This window comes from Endozoicomonas euniceicola, assembly GCF_025562755.1.
Lineage (GTDB): Bacteria > Pseudomonadota > Gammaproteobacteria > Pseudomonadales > Endozoicomonadaceae > Endozoicomonas_A > Endozoicomonas_A euniceicola.
In genome coordinates this window covers 2615001-2634603 of the sequence record NZ_CP103300.1, presented here as the reverse complement: position 1 = coordinate 2634603, position 19603 = coordinate 2615001, and the positions used below count along the sequence as shown (strand labels likewise).

The following is a 19603-nucleotide window of genomic DNA, read 5'->3' as shown; positions in this document are numbered from 1 at the left end:
TTAACTGGAGAAGATTAATGGAAAAATCTTATGCCTTATCAATTACTGAGAATGAAATAGACAAAAAGTATGATGAAATAAGAGAACATATTTTAAACGACAAGGAGCTTTCTGATGTATTGTCAATAAAAACAAAGAAAGACTTACTGAAAGTTATAGAAGCTTTTTGTGGTGTCTCTTCACTTAAAAATGAAGATGCTTTTTTTAAGTCAGAAAAGCATAAGCTGGCATTTATGATAATAAATCATCAAGGCACTTTTTTTGATAAAGAACTTGGTATAAAAAAGAAACATTATTTAGATAAAAAAATGGCTAATGAATGGAAGAAAAAATATCAATCAATATTTCATCCTGACAAAAACATTGATGATAACCTATTAGACTATGAGATGATTATGCAAAAAATAAACAAGATTTATAGTCGAATGCTAGGTAAGGCATGACAAGCAAATTACCATCTGTAATTTATCATCAATTAGACGACTTAATTGAAAGGCCTGAAATTAATCATATTGCCAATGCTGCTACCAGCGTTCTTGATAAAGGTCACGTGACTTCTATAGTGAATGCTTTTTTTTGTTAACACTAAAATTTGTGTTAATGGAGTTCCGTATATTAAAGTTAAGGGATTATCAGGCATCCTGAGAACAGGCAACTCAGGTGCTGAAAGGCCTTTAATATATCAAGGAATGGCAAACATTCTCTCGCCAGCTGAAATTATTGGGATTGATGGTGAAGAACATATTTCCGGACCATCGCTCAGGGCCATTTTGGACACAAGAATTGCGTTCGAAGATGGTAGAACAAAACAATACTTAAGAGTTTCCATGCAAGCTTATGAAAGAATAATTACGCTTTCACAAGTCAGCGATTTGAAAGAATTATTTTTAGATGACATTAGGAATAATCGCCCACTACTTAAGAATCAACGTATAGCCGAGTATAATATTACTCACTGTGAGTTTTCCATGAAAATATTCAACAATAACAGCGAAGTTGAATTCGCTCATATCGAAAGTGTAATAACTCAGCCATTATTGGCTCTTGATATTGATAATGGTGTAATTATCTTAAAGTCTATTCATCGTGAATTAACAAGCCAAAGAATTCATGGCTATGAAGAGCTGTATAATTTCTGTATTAAAAATAAATATTCAACAAGCTGGGCAAAGTAAAACCTGATTGAGCAGATAGTTTCTTGCACAATAAATCACCCTTCATTTCTGCTACTTCCTTCGTGCTTCATAATAAACTGCAAATCCGCTTGCAATATACGGAGTCTTCCTTACTATCAGTCTTTTGGGAAGGTGTAAGAGATGAGTAACCGACAGACCATTAACACCAGGGGAGCACCACAGGCGATTGGCACATACTCCCAGGCGGTAAAAGCAGGAACCACCGTTTATATTTCTGGACAGATTCCACTGGTACCCGAAACCATGGAAGTTCAGGACGGCGATTTTAAAGACCTGACCCGTCGTTGCTTTACCAACCTTAAAGCGATTGCCGAAGCCGCTGGTGGCACTTTAGAAGATGCCGCCAAGGTGAATGTCTTCCTGACTGACCTGAGCAACTTTGCTGCTGTGAATGAAGTGATGGCTGAGTTCTTTGAGCAGCCTTACCCGGCACGTGCTGCCATTGGCGTGAAAGAATTGCCAAAAGGCGTACCGGTTGAGGTCGACGCTGTTCTGGAGCTTAAGTAGTTCGGCTCCTGGCAAAGATTTAATAACGGCAAGGTAGTTGATTGGTCAGTTCTTAATTTTTGATGCTCCCAGTGAAAATATTGCCGGTAGGTGAATAAAGTCCGGCAGAAGGGGCGGCTGGTAGTAAAGTGCCTGAACCCTGTCCATGGACAGGGTTTTCTTGTCCAGCTGTGCGCATAACCAGTCTGGTTTCATGAAAGATAAATTCAATTTCTGACACAATAGTATTTTCTGGGAATCTGCTATGGACGTGTAGGTTAACTCTTTCAATTCCCAGCTCATCTGACCGACCTGGATCAACCCTCATTGTAATCACTCTTGCAGCCGAATTATCAGGTGCTGCCTGGACTCTGGTACGCACAGGGATCGAATCATTAAGGAGTCCTGGTATAACGATGTTATCCTGAAACTCATCGTAACTGTCCAGTATGCTTTCCAGCCACCTTCTTGTAATAATGTCGGATCCTGAAAGGGAGATAACCGATACATTGTTTTCCAGAACGCTTAGCTCGTTATGATCATCCCTGAATTCCTCTAAAGATAAGTGACGAACATCGTCACGAGAAGATAACTGAGATCGAGGCGGTGTTGTGTGTGAACGCCTTAAATTACGCCGAAATCTGTTCCTGATCCGTTCAAACAAGTTTCCGGTAAGCCAGTTGAAAATATCCCAATTGGTTAGAAATGGAGTTCTGGGTGGGTCTTTGTACAGATACCTGAGCCTGTGAATTCCTTCATAGTTATTACTGAATCGCTCAAACAGCGATCCTGTGAGGCTAACGTGATTCACAGGCTCTGTTACTGTAATGTTTCTTACTGAGTCCGACTCGATTACCGTATATTGACGACGGGGTTCACCTGAAGCGATAGCGGTCTCCTCGTCAGGTCGTATACCACTATTTCTGGTAGTAATACTTTCTCTTATTGTTCCTGTTAGAACACTATCAGCGTTTCTATCTGTAAAAAGATCCCACTTGAAAAGGGCAGACGTAGAAAATTCAAGATTTATCCCATAAACGACCAGTGACCGGGTTAGTGCCAGGCTGAGTACCCATAAAACAAAACTCCTTTTCAACACATACGGCATGTCTATCATCACTCCAGGCAATATTAATAAAAAATACCCTACGGAAAGATAGCACGATCCTTTTTAGTTAACTCTTTTGCGGAGCTCCTTCCGAAGCTCTACCCGTTCACCCACGGCAGGTCACGATAAGTATCCGGGTGCTCCAGCCGTTTTTTATTGTTGGCCGCCAGTATTTCTAATGTTTCTTTTGTGGGCGGCGGAATGCCTGCCATGCTTGCCAGCCGGTTTATATGTTCCATGCTGTTGGCTTTGCGAATCGAAAAATCCACCCGTCCTGTCTGACGAAGCTCCGACTGCTCTGCCGCAAATTGCCGTTGCTGAGCATTAGGCAGTTGTATTTTGCCTTTCAGGTAGCCCGCAATGGCTTCAGCCTGGTAGCGATACAGAATAAAGGGAGCGGCGCACTGTATCATGCTCGTTGCTGTCAGCTCAGGATACTTCGGATGAAACAGGTTCAGGTAAAGCGGGGCTATAGTATTTTGGTCACCGGACAATCCGGTATCCGGCAGAGCATGCCTGAAAGCAGGGTCAGGCTGAAAACCGGTACACAGGATCAGAACATCAATATTCTCCAGTTTCTCACCGTCTTCCAGCATCACAGTTCGGTCATTACAGGCAACAACGTCGCGGTGTCGGGTCAGGTTATTATGCGCTCCGTACCGTCCCGTGACTGGCCTGTGCAGTTGTCGGCTTCCCGGATGAGCACAAAGGTAAACTCTACTGGCACAGTGGCTGATCTCTCTGCTCAGATCCTCTCCGGAAGGCCCTGAGCCCATCAGGGCAACACGCTTATGCCGGTAGGCTTCAGGGCCCCGGTAACTGAAACTGTGCTCAAGCCGGCCGGTAAAAGGAAGTAATGGTTCAAGGTCTGGCAGTTTTGGGAAAGAGTAGTGGCTGTTGCAGAAGACAACGGCATCAAATTCACCAGCGCCCTGGCTGGTCTGAATCTGCCAGCGACGCTTTCCGGGTGACGTTGTGGAAGAGGCGTCAAGCGCAAGAAAGCGATGGTTAAACCGAATGTGTCGCAGCAGCTTCTGGTGCTCTGCAAAGCGATGCAGGTGTGACAATACATCATCATGACGGGCATAGAGTGGATAATCATCAGGAAAAGGGAAGTCTGGCAGCGGCATGACCTGCTTTGGTAAATTACAACGCAACGAGGGGTAGGTTGGGGAGTATATTCCGAAAACCCCGTCACGAATATCAACCAGTGTGGACAAGGGCTGGATTGCCCAGGAGCCACCCAGGCAGTCACGCTGCTCAAAGAGCGTAACAGTGAAATCAGTCTTTTTCAGTACGCTGCCGGTAATTAATCCTGCTGGTCCTGCCCCGATGATGGCGACTTCTTTGTTAGCGGACATTCTTGCTCTCTGCCTGATCTCACTGGAGAAAGAATAGACCGCTATCAGGCAGAATTGTTCAGATAGCCAACCTTGTAATCCGGGTATTTAAAACGATAGCCCGTATCGAGAACTTTGCGATTGCTGCAACGTTTACTGGATCTTTGGGGAGCGGGGTGATCATCGCTCAGTTCTACGCCGTACTGACCGGCAATCCAGTGCAGAACATCGTGCATGGGAGCAGGCTGGCTATCAACACCAAGGTAAACAGGATCAGGCGTTTGCCCGGTGATGCTCATTTGCAGTAGATGTTTCAGAATACCGGCGCAATCATCCCTGTGAATTCGATTACCGTAAACGACTGGCTCTTTGGCGCATCCTTTTTTTTCCAGCACCCGTTTAATCAGCCGGTTTCTGCCAGGACCATAAATGCCACCAAAGCGAACGGAAGTTGCAGACAGGTCACTGGCAAACAGTAGCTTTTCGGCTTCTAGCAGTGTTTGGCCAGGAAAGGTTTGTGGATTGCAGTCAGAGTCTTCATCGACCCATTCGCCGAGGCTCTGATGGTAGACGCTGGTGCTGGAGGTGAAGAACAGGTGTTTGGGCTGAATGCTCTTCTTCTTTAAATGATTCATCACATTCATAAGACCAGTGACGTAAGCCTGTTGGTAAAGTTCTGGTGAATATCCGTCGGCAGCGGTGGTATAAAAAACGTAATCGATGGTTTCAGGCCATGCGCCGAGTTTCTCCGGGTTTGAAAGGTCACCGCGAATAGCGTGAACACCTTCGGGCAGCTGGTCAATGGAGCGACGCAAGCCCCAGACCTGAAACTCACTGGCGAGCAGCAGCTGTCTGGCTAGCTCGCACCCTACGTCGCCACAGCCTGCGATAAGAATGTTCTGTGTGTCCATTTTTGTTCTCAGTAAATGACTGAAAGGGTTGCCTGTCAGTCAACTACATTTGATCAGTAGAAACAATGGTTTCACGCGACCAGGTGCTCATACATAGCTAGTACCAGAGGTCTTGTTTTCAAAAAATGATATCAGCTCATCAACCTTAGCTGCATAAAGGAATGGCTCAGAGCTGATAAGACTTTTTATCAGCTCGAAAATATTAAAAGCGAACCCTGAAGCGCCTAGAGAAGAAGATACTTCCTCTGGTTTTAAACCGAAGAGGGTCTGTATTGCTTTTAAATCATCACTAGACAGTCCCTTATGGCTTAGAGTATCTAGCTTTTTGATTGCCTTTCTGGAGACTGCCTGTGCCAGTTTGGGGACTTCTTGTTCCAGTTCCGCCACCGGTTTGAAACCATTATCATCAAAAAGTCGAAAATCCCTGAATTGTTCAGGGTTGTCCAGCATGTACGAAATCAGTAGCGTGGCCTTTCCGTCTTTGTCATAGGCTGCCAGTCGATTAATGAATTTAGCGAAATCGTTATAGCTATCCAGGCTTTTAGATTTATATTCTGTATTTTCCCCTGCAAATGTTGCAAGCATAACGGATGCCCCGACTTTCTTTTCTTCTAACAGTACTTGGGTTTTCTTCTGCTCAAGGTACTGAGCAGCCGTTTCATGACCCTTGGTGGGTTTTTGGTCTTTATAGAAGCCATAATGCTCACACAGGCTGCTGAACTCGCAACCTGACCCTCTCAGCTTCTTAAGATGTTTTGAAGATTCAAGCTTAATTTTTAGCAGTTTGCTGAGAAGCTGTTCTTGGGTTAACTCTTGTCTGGAAAAAGAATGCTTTGCGGCTTTGGCTTTTCCAGCAAGCCTGACCATTTCATTGTTCATATGATTCAGGATTCCGTATAACTTCATATACTGTTCAAACTTTTCTCCCTGCAATGTCACCGATGAGAATGAATTGATGGCAGTATTGTGCATAGAGTCAGAGCTGGCTTTGGCCAACTCAGTCGCTTTTTCCTGCCATCGCTTTTTATAGGCAGCTTCTGCCTGCTCCATGGCGCGCCTGGTGCTTGCGTCCCTGGCTGAAAGACTGGATTTACTTTCTTTAAAAAAGTCAGATGTTGGAGCAAGGGTATTGAGTTTGCTCAATTGGGCAGTCGTTTGCTTTACTGGGCAGGGAGTTGACATTGAGCTGGCAGCAGGGAGGTTTTCCCACTGTTCCTGATCGTCTGCCAGACTCTTTTTATAAGATTTGATCGCTGTTTTTTCATTGATCAGATGTTCTAATTCAGGGGCTGCCATGTTCGTTGCGTAGAGCTGGCTTCCCACAGTTGTAATATCGAGTTTTACTGGAGCATTGTGTTGTTGAGAGGTTTGACGCCTCATCACCGGAGGTGACAAATCGAAACTTGTCGTTGGCCGGACTCTGTTACGATTCAGGGCTTCGGCACTTTGAGCGCGCTTTATTTTGGGCTCATCAGGCAGGTGTTTAGGCTTGATGTTATCAAGATTGATATCAATCGATAGCCCTGTCGGCACAAACACCCCGTTTTCCCGCTTAAAATGAGACTTAGCATAAAGGGTTGTTTTACCACCGTAACTCTTCATTTCAGCCGGTTTTGTGTAAGTTGTATATTCAGCTTTATTTTCTACAATGAACTCATCGCGATTAATGGCTGTAACATCAATAGAGTAAGTTTGTGATGACGGTGTAACACCAAACTCATTTGTAACGAATACATAGACAGGGTTTAAGACATCCTGCCTTAATACATCTTTAAGTATTGGATCAGATCCGGGGATTGATAATTGCAGTTTTGCCCTGAGTTCTTCTTCTTTCGCCTCAACGGATTTTTTATCATCAGTGCCTTTTTTTCCTACCGTTTTCTGAACGCTCTGGCGGTTTGAGTTCACCGAGTGTATCGGGAGGAGGTAACAATCGCCGCTATCTTTTTCCTGTATCTCAATCTGCAGAGTAATATTGCTTCTGCCAAGGTCTCCCGCCCATTTGCTGTGATGACCTTTTTTGGCAATACCTTTTAGTTGATCTGAAATTTCATCCAGTATGACACTATTGGCAAGTTTTGACTGTTGTTCCTGGGTTAGTGCCTGTGTTTGCTTATTTATGGTGAGATCAAACTGTACAGGAGTGGCAAATGTTTTATGGACAGGATTAAAAGCGTGGCAGGCTTCTGAGCCTGCTTTTCTGGCTTCTGGCTGTTTTTTAGCAAGGTGTTGCTTTAACAGGTTTAGCTGTTCCTGTCGTGATAGTCTCTCTAAACTTTTTTGCCCCGGTTCGGCATAATCAGCAGATGCACTGACTCTGCATTTTTTAAGTGCCTTTATGGTGTCTGGATGGTTTGAAGCGTTTGCCCATTTGAGCAGCTCTTTTGTTCGGTAGCGGTGTGAGCTATCCCTTTGGGCGTTCGCATGCCCGGATCTCCGCTGTGCAATATCTTTGCCGTAGGTGGCAGCTTGTTCTGAGGCACTGGTTTGAACATAGCGTGTAGTGCTTTCTGCCTGTGCCACTCCACTGTCTTGTGGGCCATCAGGGTTTTCTGGCGGATTTTGGACAGTGTATCCAGAAGCGGAGGGTGTATGTGGGCTAGTCGGATCAAGCATTGTTTAAAACTCCTTTTACATTTATCCATGCTTAAGACGCTCTTTTGACCATTGGGCGTCTGTTCGGTTCCCCAACATATAAAATGCAGGCTTCTGGACACCGCAAAAGCTGACACAGCAAAGGAATTAGTTAATAATACTGATTAAATTTACAGTGCTCTTATCACCAATCGTCGGCTTACTTTTATTATGACTCTGACTGAACTGCGCTATATTGTTACCCTTGCCCGGGAACAGCACTTTGGGCGCGCTGCTGCTGAATGCTTCGTCAGCCAGCCTACCCTCAGTGCCGGGGTGAAAAAACTGGAAAAAGAACTGGGCATTGAGCTTTTTGAGCGCACTCGTAGCGCTGTGCGTGTCAGTGATATGGGACAACGCATTATTCAGCAGGCAAGAAAAGTACTTGAAGAAGCTGATGCTGTGAAAGAGCTGGCAAAAGAAGGTAAAGATCAGTTGAGTACGCCGTTGCGGGTAGGAGCCATTTACACCATTGGCCCTTACCTGTTCCCGCACCTGGTACCCAAACTGGCAGAGCTGGCATCCGGTATGCCACTTTATATAGAAGAAAACTTTACCGCCGTTTTGCGTCGAAAGTTAAGACAGGGCGAACTGGATGCCATCCTTATTGCTCTGCCCTTTACCGAGCCGGACGTTTTAACATTACCCATCTATGATGAAGCCTTCAGGGTATTGATGCCGGGCCACCATCCGTGGGCTGAGCGTGATGCGATTAATAAAGAAGAACTGTCCAGAGATGAAGTATTGCTGCTGGGTGAAGGTCATTGTTTCCGCGACCAGATTCTGGAAGCCTGCCCGGTTCTTAGTGTGGATGAAGGGCATGACGGTTCCGGGGTTGAGGCTACTTCGCTGGAAACTATCCGTCATATGGTTGCGTCAGGCATGGGCATCAGCATTCTGCCAGAGTCGGCTCTGGGCAATAACTATTACGCACCAAATGTGTTGACCTCTAAGCCATTTAGTACTCCAAGGCCGGAAAGAACAGTCGCCCTGGCATGGCGAGCCAGCTTCCCAAGGCCCAAAGCCATTGATGTTCTGGCTGGGGCGCTTAAGCAATGTACTGATATCAACAGGATTAAAGATTGATGAGTAAGCCTCTGCATGAGATTCCGGTAACGGCACTCAAGGGTGTAGGGGCTGCTTTGGCGGAGAAACTGGCTAAAATTCATATCCGCAATTTACAGGATTTGCTGTTTCACCTGCCATTACGCTACCAGGACCGTACCCGCATAACACCCATTGGTGCGCTGCAGCCAGATGGAGACTTCGTTGTGCAGGGCAAAGTGCTTGGCGCTGAAGTGGTGATGGGGCGCAGGCGAAGTCTGTTGTGCCGGGTCGGCGATGGCACGGGCAGTGTGGGCTTACGTTTTTATCATTTCTCTGCAGCTCAGAAAAATAACCTGAAAGCCGGGGTTGAAGTTCGTTGCTTTGGTGAGCCCCGGCGGGGGGCATCAGGCCTGGAGTTTTACCATCCGGAGTACCGGGTGATAAAGCCGGACAACGAGCTTGAGGTTGAGGAAACGCTGACACCGGTGTATCCCGCCACAGAAGGCTTAACTCAACAGCGTATACGCAGCCTGTGTGATCTCGCACTGGATAAACTGAACACCCCTTCTTCTGCCCTGCAGGACTGGTTACCAGAATCCGTACAACAACAGTTTCGGCTGGGTCCGCTGGTGGACGCTGTCCGGCTGCTGCACAGCCCTCCCCCCGACAATTCAGTGGCTTTGCTTGGCGAGGGGCGTCATCCAGCCCAGCGACGTCTTGCCTTTGAAGAACTGCTGGCACATAACCTTAGTATGCAGAAGCTGCGCATGTTGGTGCGTACTGTTCACAGCTATCCAATGCCGCCTAAGCAGGAGCTGACACGCGCTTTCCGTGAACAGTTGTCGTTTAATTTGACAGGCGCGCAGGAACGGGTAGTGGCCGAAATCAGTCAGGATATGATGCAGGCCGAGCCTATGCTCCGTCTGGTTCAGGGGGATGTCGGTTCCGGCAAAACCGTAGTGGCTGCGCTGGCGGCTCTGCAGGTAGTGGAAAATGGCTATCAGGCGACGATTATGGCGCCCACTGAAATTCTGGCAGAACAGCATGAACGCAATTTTAAAAACTGGTTGAAACCTCTGGGCGTATCCGTGGCTTATTTATCCGGTAAAACGACGGGTAAAAAGCGTGAAAAGGTGCTGGAGGAAATTGCCAGTGGTGAGGCGTCGGTTGTCGTCGGTACTCATGCTCTGTTTCAGGGAGATGTCGATTTTCACCGCCTGGGGCTGGCCATTATCGATGAACAACACCGCTTTGGTGTCCATCAGCGCATGGCGCTGCGGGATAAAGGCGAAAAGAATGGTGGACAACCTCATCAACTGATTATGACCGCCACACCCATTCCCAGAACGCTGGCGATGAGTGCTTATGCAGACCTTGACTGTTCGGTGATTGATGAACTGCCTCCGGGGCGCACACCGGTTAACACCGTTGTTATTGGTGACGACCGGCGTGAACAGGTCATGCACAGACTTCGTGCGGCTTGTCTGGACGGGCGGCAGGCGTATTGGGTTTGTACGTTGATTGATGAATCGGAAACCTTGCAGTGTCAGGCTGCTGAGGTGACGGCGGAACAGTTACGGGAAACCTTACCGGAGTTGTCTATCGGCCTGGTTCATGGTCGTATGAAAGCCAGTGAAAAACAGGAAGTAATGGATGCTTTTAAATCCGGTCATTTGCACCTGTTGGTGGCAACAACCGTCATAGAGGTCGGTGTGGATGTTCCCAACGCCAGCCTGATGATTATTGAAAACCCTGAACGGCTGGGGCTGGCGCAACTTCATCAGCTTCGGGGGCGTGTTGGTCGAGGTAATATAGCCAGTCATTGTCTGCTAATGTATCACGCACCGTTATCTCAGCAGAGTCGGGAACGGCTACAGGTTATGCGCGACTCCAGCGACGGCTTCATTATTGCGGAAAAAGATTTGGAGCTACGGGGGCCGGGCGAAGTGCTGGGAACCCGGCAGACCGGGTTGGCGCAATTGCGGGTTGCTGAGTTGGAACGGGACAGCGATTTGCTGGAAGATGTTCGCTCGGCAGCGCAAACCCTGTTGCAGGATGCACCGGAAAATGCTGAACCCTTAATTCTTCGCTGGCTGGGGCATGCTGAACAATACGCGAATGTTTAACTGTTAAACAACAGTGATTGATTGAGTGAAACAGTCTTGCCTATAGCGCAAAAATATCGTTCTATATTGACAAAACAATAACAGCATGGAGAACGATGATGGACTTGCTGAAATATGAGATGCCACTGTTGAATGGTGAATCCTGCTCCCTGAGTGACTACCGGGGGAAAGTGGTTCTTATCGTTAATACTGCCAGCCAGTGCGGTTTTACACCCCAGTACAAAGGGTTGGAAAGCCTGTATGAAAAGTACGGTGAGAAGGGGCTGGTGGTTCTGGGCTTTCCATGTGATCAGTTTGGTCATCAGGAGCCTGGCAGCAGTGATGAGATTGGAGCTTTCTGCGAAAAAAATTACGGTGTAACCTTCCCTGTTTTTGAGAAAATTGACGTTAATGGGGACACTGCCGCCCCACTGTACCAGGATTTGAAGTCGGCAGCTCCCGGAGTATTGGGAACGAAGAAAATTAAATGGAATTTTACCAAGTTTCTCCTGAACCGCAGGGGGGAAGTGATTGCCCGTTATGCACCAACGACAAAACCTGAAAATCTGGAGAGCGCTATTCTCGCAGAACTTGAATCATAAGAGATCGGCTTCCAGGTCGATAAGACGACAATGTAATCAGGACTGAATGGTGGAAACATGACTGAACAGGCTCCGGAGCTTCCCGAATCTATTGAATACGCAGGTTTCTGGGCTCGCTGTGGAGCCACGTTGATTGATACTTTTGTATTATTACTCGTTACTTTCCCGTTGACGTTTGTGATCTATGGCAACGCGATCTGGCACAAAGAAGCACTGGTGCTTGGCAGTTGGGATCTATTGATCAACTGGCTGTTTCCTGTCGTGTTTGTCATTCTGTTCTGGCGTTACAGAGGAGCTACGCCTGGAAAAATGGCAACGTCGGTGCAAGTTGTTGATGCCAAAACAGGGCAGGTTCCGGGGTTTCGTCAGTCAGCCATTCGGTATGTTGGTTACGTTCTGTCGATCATTCCCCTGATGCTCGGATTTTTCTGGATTGCGATCGATAAGAGAAAGCAGGGCTGGCACGATAAGCTGGCAGGCACTGTTGTTATTAAATTAAAGAAAAGTGAGCATTGAAATTAATCAGCAGAGGGGATAATGCGCAGCCCCCCTCACTGCGTGTTTCAACTGGTTGCTGGTTCATGCAGGCAGTCTTGAATCAGTGATCCCATTGCTTTCATTATCAGCTCTTTGCTTTGTTTTGCCAGCGTTGGATTTTCCCGGTTATTGTTGATGTGCTCAAAATAAGTTGTCCCCATTCTGAACACAATACGTGATAGGTTGACCAGTTCGTCAATACTCCATTTTGAACCATAGTATTTCAGTATTGAAGAAAAGCGTTTTGATATGCGCTCGTCAAATGAATCATGCAGCTCTGACAGTTGCGGCATGGCAATCATTGCTCTATTGAGTTCAAACTCAAGCTTATGATTAGCCGGGTTGGCGTATTCCTGCTCACCAATTAATTCGAGCAGTTCCCAGATGCCAAGTTTATGGGATTCAAAGTTTTCGTAATCGTCAAACCTCTGCATCACGTCGTTTATCATACTTTCGCACAACGCGTAGATAACAGCCTCTTTGTTGGGGTAGTACTGGTAGAGTGATGCGACTGGAATTTTGGCTTTTTCTGCTATTCCTACTGCTGTCAGTGACTCATAACCTTTCTCTACCAGTAAGGATGCAGTCACCTCTAAAATCGACTCAACACGTTTTTTTGATCGGCTCTGTACTGGTGTTTTTCTGGGTTTTACGGTTGTTTTTGACATGTACTCTATCCCCGCAGATTGATGTTCAGAGGTCATAACATCTGGTTAGTAAAACTGACGCTGTTGTCACTGGTCATGCGTGCAACCTATTGATTTAACAGGGCATCAGGTTAGCATAGTATGTGAATGTTGGCAGAGTTGTTAGCACTTTGTTGGTGCTGGTGGGTGTGCTGGTGGGTGTGCTGGTGGGTGTGCTGGTGTACTGTAGAAACTTGCGGTTTTGTCCGGTGCTGGCGTACTGACCGGAAATAGGACAAAGTGGGTCACTTTTACACGGTCGAATACCAGTGTGAAAACCTAAAGCCCTTGCTATACGTGGGCTGTGGGGTTAGTGCCTTTTCACCTCCCTTATAGAAAGACGGAAAGGAAAGACATACTATAGATGTCTTAAGATAGAGCTAGAGATAGTAACCTACTAATGATGTATTACTAATGATGTATTACTAATGATGTATTACTAATGATGTATTACTAATGATGTATTACTAATGAGTATGTATTCTGAAGTAGTACCACCACTGCTGATGTATACCAGTACCAGACGTTAACGAGCTTGCATGAAACCAGAGCCAGCAAGGGTAACTATGGTTTCACGCTAGCAGGGACGTATTTTAACTACGTCGGTTTGACGTATTTAGGTACGACTTTTCTGATACGCAGCTATGACCGCTTTCGACTGGGCTTCAAACCGGCCAAAGTCGTCCAGCGGTGTTTCAGTATCTGCCGGTGCCTTGCCGGATAGTTGAGGTACTGTGAACAACTCAACCGCTGAAGTCTGTTCGTTCAGGTTCAATGGGTGCTGCAATTCTGAATCAATGTAGCTACCTTCGATCTGCAACAGCACCTGTTTAACCCGCTCTTTATCGCCGGGTTCAAGATTGAAAACCTTTTGGTTGATGATACTGGTTGTCCATTCTTCTTTGGCTATCTGAAGTCCGACTTCAGCAATACGCCCTCGGATAAACGCCGCCATTGGATGGTCATACACGTACTCGCCAGAGCCGTCCTTTTTAAGTCTTTGAGCTTGGCTAAAGTGGCTATGTACCCGGTTATCCGTACTTCTTTCAGTTTGACCAATGTAGGTATGACCGGTCGGTCTGTGAGTCAGACGGTACACGCTGGCCAGATACAGGCGTTCAAAGTCTGGGTCAGTGCAGTTGTCATATTCGACTTTGGTCATTCCCAATGGCTTAAGGTTGTCGGCTGGCTGGTAGTTGCTGGCGGTGCTGTGCTGTTTGGGGTTGTTCTTGGGGTTGTTCTTGGGGTTGTTCTTGGCGTTCATCTTCCGCATACACTCCACGCACTTGCCATTACTTTGATAGAAGTCCTGTTCGCTATCACAATGCTTGCAGAACTTTCTGAATGTTTGGGTACCTTCTTTGACCATAGGTTTTCTCCAATATTGGCTAAAAGTATTTGATACTGGTGGTGCTGGTGGTGTTAGGTTTTTCGCTAAATTCAGCGAATAATAAAAGTGTGCTGGTGGCTCAATTCTCGAACTGTCAAACCGACGTATCGACTTTTCAATGTGCTGGTGGTGCTGATTTAGGTTAACCCTTGCCGTTCGTCCAGCCTTCCCTTCACAAAGTCCCAACCGCCGACGGTATCGCCCATCATTATTTCAGCCTTCAAACGTTCAACCTTGCGGTTCTTGAAGATCAACAGGTGGTGTGCCATTTCTTTATTGGTGCTGCCGAAGATTACCTTCGCATGGTGCGGTCGATTCAAGAATGCCTGTTTTACCCAAAGCCGATCTGTCATTAACGGTGTGCCATATTCAAAGTACACCTCGTGTCCCCACGCCATGCACAGTTTCGTAACTATCTGTTGGGCGTATTCCTCAACGCCGACTGCATGGGCTATGCCGCCAATGAACCACCAGAGTTCACGGTACCCGTTCCGACAACGGTCAATGAAGTTACCCACGCTCGCCGTATTCTTGACCTTCTTATATACCGGCGCTTGGAACATATCCGACCATTTATTCCAGACATTGCCGTCACGATAGACCATAGCCGCCGTGTTGTTCGTCGCTTGCTGTTTCCAATATTCCAGCTCGTCTATCAGCGGCTGCTTGTGTTGGAGCTTGTCCCAACGGTGAACTATGCGAGACCGTAAACATTTAGTGTCATCTTGATGGATGCTGTACTTCATGTACGGATGACCGTATCTGTTTTTATGATTCATATGCTGCTGGCAATACGTCCCCACTTGCCTGTCATTCAGTACTCGTACTGGTCGTTTACATCCGGGGACTGCACAAGGTTTATTCCACCATGGACTATGGATGCTGTTGCTCTGATTAAACATACTTCTTAAATGTTTCTTTTAGATGATTCACGGGTAACGACAGAAATACACAGAAATAAATCCTGCCGGTTCTGCTGGTGGCGGAGTATCAAAGCATGGTCTTCTATGCAGGGGCAACCGTTGTCGTTCAATCCATTGATCTAAATCACTAGACAACTAATTGGTTATGTGCATTGGTTGTCTGATCTAATACAGTCAGGCATAAAAAGAACCATTGTCCAACTGAATAGTTATTACAGCAAATAGAATAACCTTGCACTTTGACTGATGACGAACGACCGACGAACGACCGACGACGAGCGACCGACGATTGTCTACAGCCCAGTAAAATCAAGGGGTTCAGTTTTTGGTTTGCTCGTCGTCGTCGTCACTTCCCTAAGAGACGAGACGAGACCGACGAATCTTGTTTATTTTGCATATTCATTCATATTGCAGATACAAAAAAGGGTAGCCACTACAGCTACCCTTCAGGTTCAATCAGAAGTCAGTCGTCAGTTCTGGCAGATTGGTATCATGGTATCCCCATCAATACGAACCAATCCTTTTTCAACCAGTGCCGTTATCCACTTCGAATAAGCATTGACGTTCAAACCGTGTGCCTTCAGGTCGTCACGGATAAGGGCGACAGTACATGACTCACCAATGGCAGTACGTGACCTGATAGCCTGCATGACTGCCTCGTGGTTGGCAGATAACTTCACTGGCTTTGTGTCCTGCTGAGGCTCTTTATCAGTCTGCAACAGCACAGCACTGGTGATCATGCGCCCTTTCTTGTCAATTACTCCGAGGTCAACGGTTGCAAATTCCATGTTCATCGGCTTAGGTTCCACGCCGTCTTTCATTTTCGTACATGACAAGGTAACTATGGAGTCATCGCTTTTCTTGATCTTGTATTCAGAATCTAATGCGCCGATCAGAACCGAACTGCCACGACCACGCTCTTGAGTACCATGTCCAGTGTGGTGAACTAACAGCACAGTACAACCGTACTTTTTCTTGATCAGATCAACGGCTTTTACAAAGGCGTTCATATCCCTTGTGCTGTTCTCGTCACCAGAGCCAAAGCAACGAGCAACAGTATCAATTACAACGAGGTTAGGTGCTACGCCGTCAAAGCAGTAGTCGATATTGTCAAACAATTCAAGCAAGCCATCAGGTTCACCGATCAGAATCGGGCTATCGGTCATTGCTAAACCGCCCTTGTCAGTTGGGTCAATATCCTGATTGTTCTTGATCTGCCACGCTTCCAGACGACGTTTAATACCGTTGTAACCCTCGCCTGCAATGTAGAATACAAACCCTTGTTCAACGTCATGCCCTTGCCATGGTGTGCCTGTAGCCACGCAGCAAGCAAGGTCGATGGTCATAAATGATTTACCGCTGGCTGGTGGTGCGAATACACAAGATACTGAATCTTTCTCAAACCAGTCCCAGACCAGCCAATCAGGGGCTTGTGGTTTACTCTCACTGCGAGCCATCATCGTTCCTTTAAATCGTTCTTTTAACCGTTGCTGCAACTGCTCTTCAGTAATGTGACCATCAGCCAACTGTTCAGCCGTGTCATCGTCCAGCGCTCGTTTACGTGGCGTACCGTCTGCCGTGTTGTGTTTCAGGTACAGTTTGCCAGTTGCTGCGAGGGACTTCGCATTGTCAGCCTCCAGTTCTGCCTGCATACCTGCAAGCTCTTCTGCTCCAAAGAACTCAACCACTTCTGGTGCTGGCTGGATAGGTGTATTGGTAGTGTTGTATACTGAATCAGTCATTAGTGACTTACTCCTATGGGTTGCTGGTGGCTGGCTGCGAGGTTCCTGTTCCAAAAGTTGCCTCGCAGTTTCACCACCTGATTAACTTGCCTTTCTACTTTGACACTATTTCAAACGATAAAAATATTAGTGCGTCCACTTACGCAGCTTGCTCTAATTCCCGCTTGACTCCGTACACCGTCGTACGTCCAACTTCCAACTCTTTCGCAATAGCGGTAACACCCTTGCCAGCTTCCAGCATAGCTTTAATCTGGTCTCGCTTGCTGGAAGGCTTGCGACCTTTATAGACACCTTTAGCCTTAGCTTTGGCAATGCCTTCTGCTTGACGTTCCCTGATCATGTCCCGTTCAAATTCTGCAACAGCACCCAGCATTGCCAGCATGAGTTTATTCATCTTGTCCGCAGCACCGGGTATGAATGAAAGATTCTCTTTGTGAAACTTGATACCGATGCCACGGTCATTCAGGTCAGTGACTAGCTTGCGTAGGTCGTCAAGGTTCCTCGCCAGACGGTCAATACTGAATACGTGAATGGTGTCCCCTTCCCTTACCCAGTTGAGTAATTCTTTCAATGCTGGACGGTCGGTGCTGCCTCCACTGCACTTATCTTCAAAGACTTTGAAACCGTCTTCCACTATCTCATATTGGCGGTCGGTGTTCTGGTCAACGGAAGAAACACGGATGTAAACTGCGTTGGTCATGGTTGTACTCCTGATGTACTAAAGTGTGCCGTTAGGCTCTAGGTGCTAACTATAATACATGTACTTTTTTAGAATACAACCCTAAAAGCACACTTTATTAAATGATTACTGTACTACCGCTAGAGTGTACCCTAAAAGCACAATAGGTAATGTAGTCGGCTGGTAGTCGGCTGGTAGTCGGCTGGTCTGGTCAATGGCTGGTGCTGATCAATGGCTGGTGGCTGGTGGACTAACACCACCACTACTATATGACCAATCGTTTCAGTAGTGGCAGTCGTCGTCAGTCGTCGCCAGAAAAAACAGAAGGGCATACCACCCCCCCCCTGACTACCATAGACAACCCGAAAGGCATACCCCCCTCCCCCGGCACTGGGGGGGAACCGCGGACTTAGTATTAAGAATAAACCCCCAACAAGTGCGAGCTAGAAATCAGCTTTCACCCTAGCGATTCCCACACATATATAAGGTACCCTATCTATATACGCCGGTATAAATACGGTCACACAAACAGCCTGAAACGCTCTGAGCTAATTCTGGACGATCTGAGGGCTTTTCTACTGAACCTATCCAACTGCATAGGCTCATGCCTTAAATCGCCTCCTAGGTGCCTCTATGGCCTCCGTTCGTCTAACGCTGGTATTAAATCAATTACTTTTCTCATACGCTGCACATCAAAACCCGTCCCATAGACTTTATGAGCTATCTGTTTCTGCGTATGACCGAGTACCGCCGCCAGTAGCCCGTCAGTGCAGGTGTCCACAGCACGCAGCCTGTTAGCCATACCATGACGAAACGAATAGACACTATGGTCGTCGTCAATGGTTTTCATATGGGCGTTCAGTGTTCTGGCGGTCGTCCGCAAGCGAGAACCAAACAGGTCAGTTATTGAATGGTGTAACGGTATCGTCCTTTCACCTGCTGCCGTCTTGGTCGTCCTGATCTGCAGACACTTGACTCCATCAACCTCAACCCAATCAGCACAGTTCAGTAGCTCACCAGTACGAACACCAGTGAAATAGTACAGTTTATAGAAGTGGTGGTACTGTTCAGGACTGGCGGCAAGTAACCGTTTCATGTTGTCCGGTGTCATCGCTGGTGCTGATTTGCTGGTGATCTTCTTGAATGCCCCCACTTGGGCAAACCTGTTCAGCTCCAGATACTTAGTATTCGATACGACCCATTGAATAACAGCCGCCAGTTGGTTAAACATGGTTGATGCGCTGCTGATGGCGTACGTTTCTAATAACGTTTCCTTAAACTGAACTACGTCAGACTTTTCAATATTAGTCACACAGGTAATGCCGCTACTTGCTTTGAACATTTGAACAACCTTTCTCGCTCGATAGGTGTTCCGCTTTATCTGGTGTGGTTCCCAGTTGCCAAGCTTTGCCTTATTGCTGCAACAGCGTTCAGTCAGGGTATCAATATCAGGTATCACTCTTGCAGGTACGGTATTAGCAGTATCGGTTCCAGTATTATTAGTATCGTTTCCAGTATCAAGCCTGCAAAGGGTTCTGACTTTATCGGCGTACTCTCTGGCGTTCTCTGCCTGCTGCCTATCTTCCAATGGCGTGTGTGCCTGTTCAGCTTCCGGTAATTCCTGCAAGCATGTCTCGATTGTTGCTTTGGTCAGACTGCAAGCTGTGTGGTATGCCTGCTCCAGTTCCGCCTTCAGATCGGCAAATATGTTTAACTCGGTACTCTTCACTTCTAAGATCAAATCCATCAATACAGCTATTAACTTGGCACTGTTGGCACAAGTGGTTCTCAAACTGATGGAGTGTATCCGATCTTTGAATCGTCTTTGATAGGAGTAATTGCCATTGCGTCGGCGTATATGTAGGCATTGTGACGGGCGTAACCCTTTGTTTTCGCTGGAGATACCGGAAACACTGATGGCATGTTGGTTAGTAAAACGAACACGCCTATACACATATAACCTTAGGTATATAAAAGTAGATGTATATCTGGACAAATAAAGCCGGTTTTCGAAAAAATCATTAAAAGACATAGAGTAAGCCTTGCCCAGTTAACTTGGTTATTTACTGAGGCAACTGGCTATCTTCATCTAAGGAATCTCAATTTCAACCCTGTGATCTATAAGCAGGTTGCTATCCCACTGAGTTTTACAGACTTCTACTGTACCTTTATATACCTTCTATCTATATATATAAGGCAGACGCTTATCTCCTGTAG

19 protein-coding genes (1 of these 19 running past the window's edge) are annotated in these 19603 nt (G+C 46.6%); 7 read left to right on the top strand and 12 right to left on the bottom strand.

The genetic code is table 11. The features are described 5' to 3' along the window. The first annotated feature begins 17 nt into the window (after positions 1-17). From NX720_RS10120 to NX720_RS10110, 3 genes are all read left to right on the top strand, one after another. Positions 18-443 carry a hypothetical protein gene (locus NX720_RS10120; protein ID WP_262600988.1) on the top strand — a complete coding sequence of 142 codons (426 nt, stop codon included), beginning with the start codon at positions 18-20 and terminating at the stop codon, positions 441-443. Positions 444-566: 123 nt separating this feature from the next. Continuing rightward, a complete protein-coding gene (locus tag NX720_RS10115) occupies positions 567-1175 on the top strand; it encodes a hypothetical protein (RefSeq protein ID WP_262600987.1) in 609 nt (202 codons plus the stop codon). Between the two features lie 141 nt (positions 1176-1316). Continuing rightward, positions 1317-1703: a RidA family protein gene (locus tag NX720_RS10110; RefSeq protein ID WP_262600986.1), complete on the top strand. Its 387-nt coding sequence runs from the start codon at positions 1317-1319 to the stop codon at positions 1701-1703. A 52-nt stretch (positions 1704-1755) separates the two neighbouring features. On the opposite strand, the gene NX720_RS10105 is transcribed toward NX720_RS10110, so the two are convergent. The 4 genes from NX720_RS10105 to NX720_RS10090 form a co-directional block, all read right to left on the bottom strand. Beyond that, a complete protein-coding gene (locus NX720_RS10105; protein ID WP_262600985.1) occupies positions 1756-2790 on the bottom strand; it encodes a hypothetical protein in 1035 nt (344 codons plus the stop codon). A 98-nt stretch (positions 2791-2888) separates the two neighbouring features. Then, positions 2889-4151, bottom strand: a complete 1263-nt coding sequence (locus NX720_RS10100) for a flavin-containing monooxygenase (RefSeq protein ID WP_262600984.1) — start codon at positions 4149-4151, stop codon at positions 2889-2891. A gap of 44 nt (positions 4152-4195) precedes the next feature. Beyond that, entirely contained in the window at positions 4196-5041 is an 846-nt protein-coding gene (locus tag NX720_RS10095) for an SDR family oxidoreductase (RefSeq protein ID WP_262600983.1), read from the bottom strand. 87 nt (positions 5042-5128) lie between these two features. Beyond that, on the bottom strand, positions 5129-7657 hold the full coding sequence (locus NX720_RS10090) for a hypothetical protein (RefSeq protein ID WP_262600982.1): 2529 nt from the start codon (positions 7655-7657) through the stop codon (positions 5129-5131). A 189-nt stretch (positions 7658-7846) separates the two neighbouring features. Between NX720_RS10090 and NX720_RS10085 the strand changes: the two genes are divergently transcribed. The 4 genes from NX720_RS10085 (at position 7847) to NX720_RS10070 (ending at position 11945) form a co-directional block, all read left to right on the top strand. Then, the gene (locus NX720_RS10085; protein ID WP_262600981.1) at positions 7847-8761 is read left to right on the top strand and encodes a hydrogen peroxide-inducible genes activator; all 915 of its coding nucleotides are present in this window, start codon (positions 7847-7849) and stop codon (positions 8759-8761) included. After that, the gene (gene recG / locus NX720_RS10080) at positions 8761-10848 is read left to right on the top strand and encodes an ATP-dependent DNA helicase RecG (protein ID WP_262600980.1); all 2088 of its coding nucleotides are present in this window, start codon (positions 8761-8763) and stop codon (positions 10846-10848) included. The genes NX720_RS10085 and recG overlap by 1 nt, the downstream gene beginning before the upstream one ends. Before the next feature lie 98 nt (positions 10849-10946). After that, positions 10947-11429 (top strand): glutathione peroxidase, encoded by a 483-nt coding sequence (locus tag NX720_RS10075; protein ID WP_262601562.1) that lies wholly within the window; start codon positions 10947-10949, stop codon positions 11427-11429. 57 nt (positions 11430-11486) lie between these two features. Further along, a complete protein-coding gene (locus NX720_RS10070) occupies positions 11487-11945 on the top strand; it encodes an RDD family protein (protein ID WP_262600979.1) in 459 nt (152 codons plus the stop codon). Positions 11946-11992: 47 nt separating this feature from the next. On the opposite strand, the gene NX720_RS10065 is transcribed toward NX720_RS10070, so the two are convergent. The 8 genes from NX720_RS10065 to NX720_RS10030 all read right to left on the bottom strand — a co-directional run. Further along, a complete protein-coding gene (locus tag NX720_RS10065; protein WP_262600978.1) occupies positions 11993-12634 on the bottom strand; it encodes a TetR/AcrR family transcriptional regulator in 642 nt (213 codons plus the stop codon). A gap of 634 nt (positions 12635-13268) precedes the next feature. Further along, complete coding sequence (locus NX720_RS10060; protein ID WP_262600977.1) at positions 13269-14021, bottom strand: GIY-YIG nuclease family protein; 753 nt, start codon at positions 14019-14021, stop codon at positions 13269-13271. A gap of 158 nt (positions 14022-14179) precedes the next feature. Beyond that, positions 14180-14821 (bottom strand): hypothetical protein, encoded by a 642-nt coding sequence (locus NX720_RS10055; protein WP_262600976.1) that lies wholly within the window; start codon positions 14819-14821, stop codon positions 14180-14182. A gap of 614 nt (positions 14822-15435) precedes the next feature. Then, positions 15436-16707 carry an AAA family ATPase gene (locus NX720_RS10050; protein WP_262600975.1) on the bottom strand — a complete coding sequence of 424 codons (1272 nt, stop codon included), beginning with the start codon at positions 16705-16707 and terminating at the stop codon, positions 15436-15438. A 139-nt stretch (positions 16708-16846) separates the two neighbouring features. Further along, complete coding sequence (locus NX720_RS10045; RefSeq protein ID WP_262600974.1) at positions 16847-17407, bottom strand: recombinase family protein; 561 nt, start codon at positions 17405-17407, stop codon at positions 16847-16849. 131 nt (positions 17408-17538) lie between these two features. Next, positions 17539-17718: a hypothetical protein gene (locus NX720_RS10040; protein WP_262600973.1), complete on the bottom strand. Its 180-nt coding sequence runs from the start codon at positions 17716-17718 to the stop codon at positions 17539-17541. Positions 17719-18017: 299 nt separating this feature from the next. After that, on the bottom strand, positions 18018-19133 hold the full coding sequence (locus NX720_RS10035; protein ID WP_262600972.1) for a site-specific integrase: 1116 nt from the start codon (positions 19131-19133) through the stop codon (positions 18018-18020). Positions 19134-19590: 457 nt separating this feature from the next. Beyond that, positions 19591-19603: the 3' end of a hypothetical protein gene (locus NX720_RS10030; protein ID WP_262600971.1), read on the bottom strand. The gene runs 194 nt beyond the window's last position; only the last 13 of its 207 coding nucleotides appear in the window; the start codon falls outside the window, past its right edge; its stop codon occupies positions 19591-19593.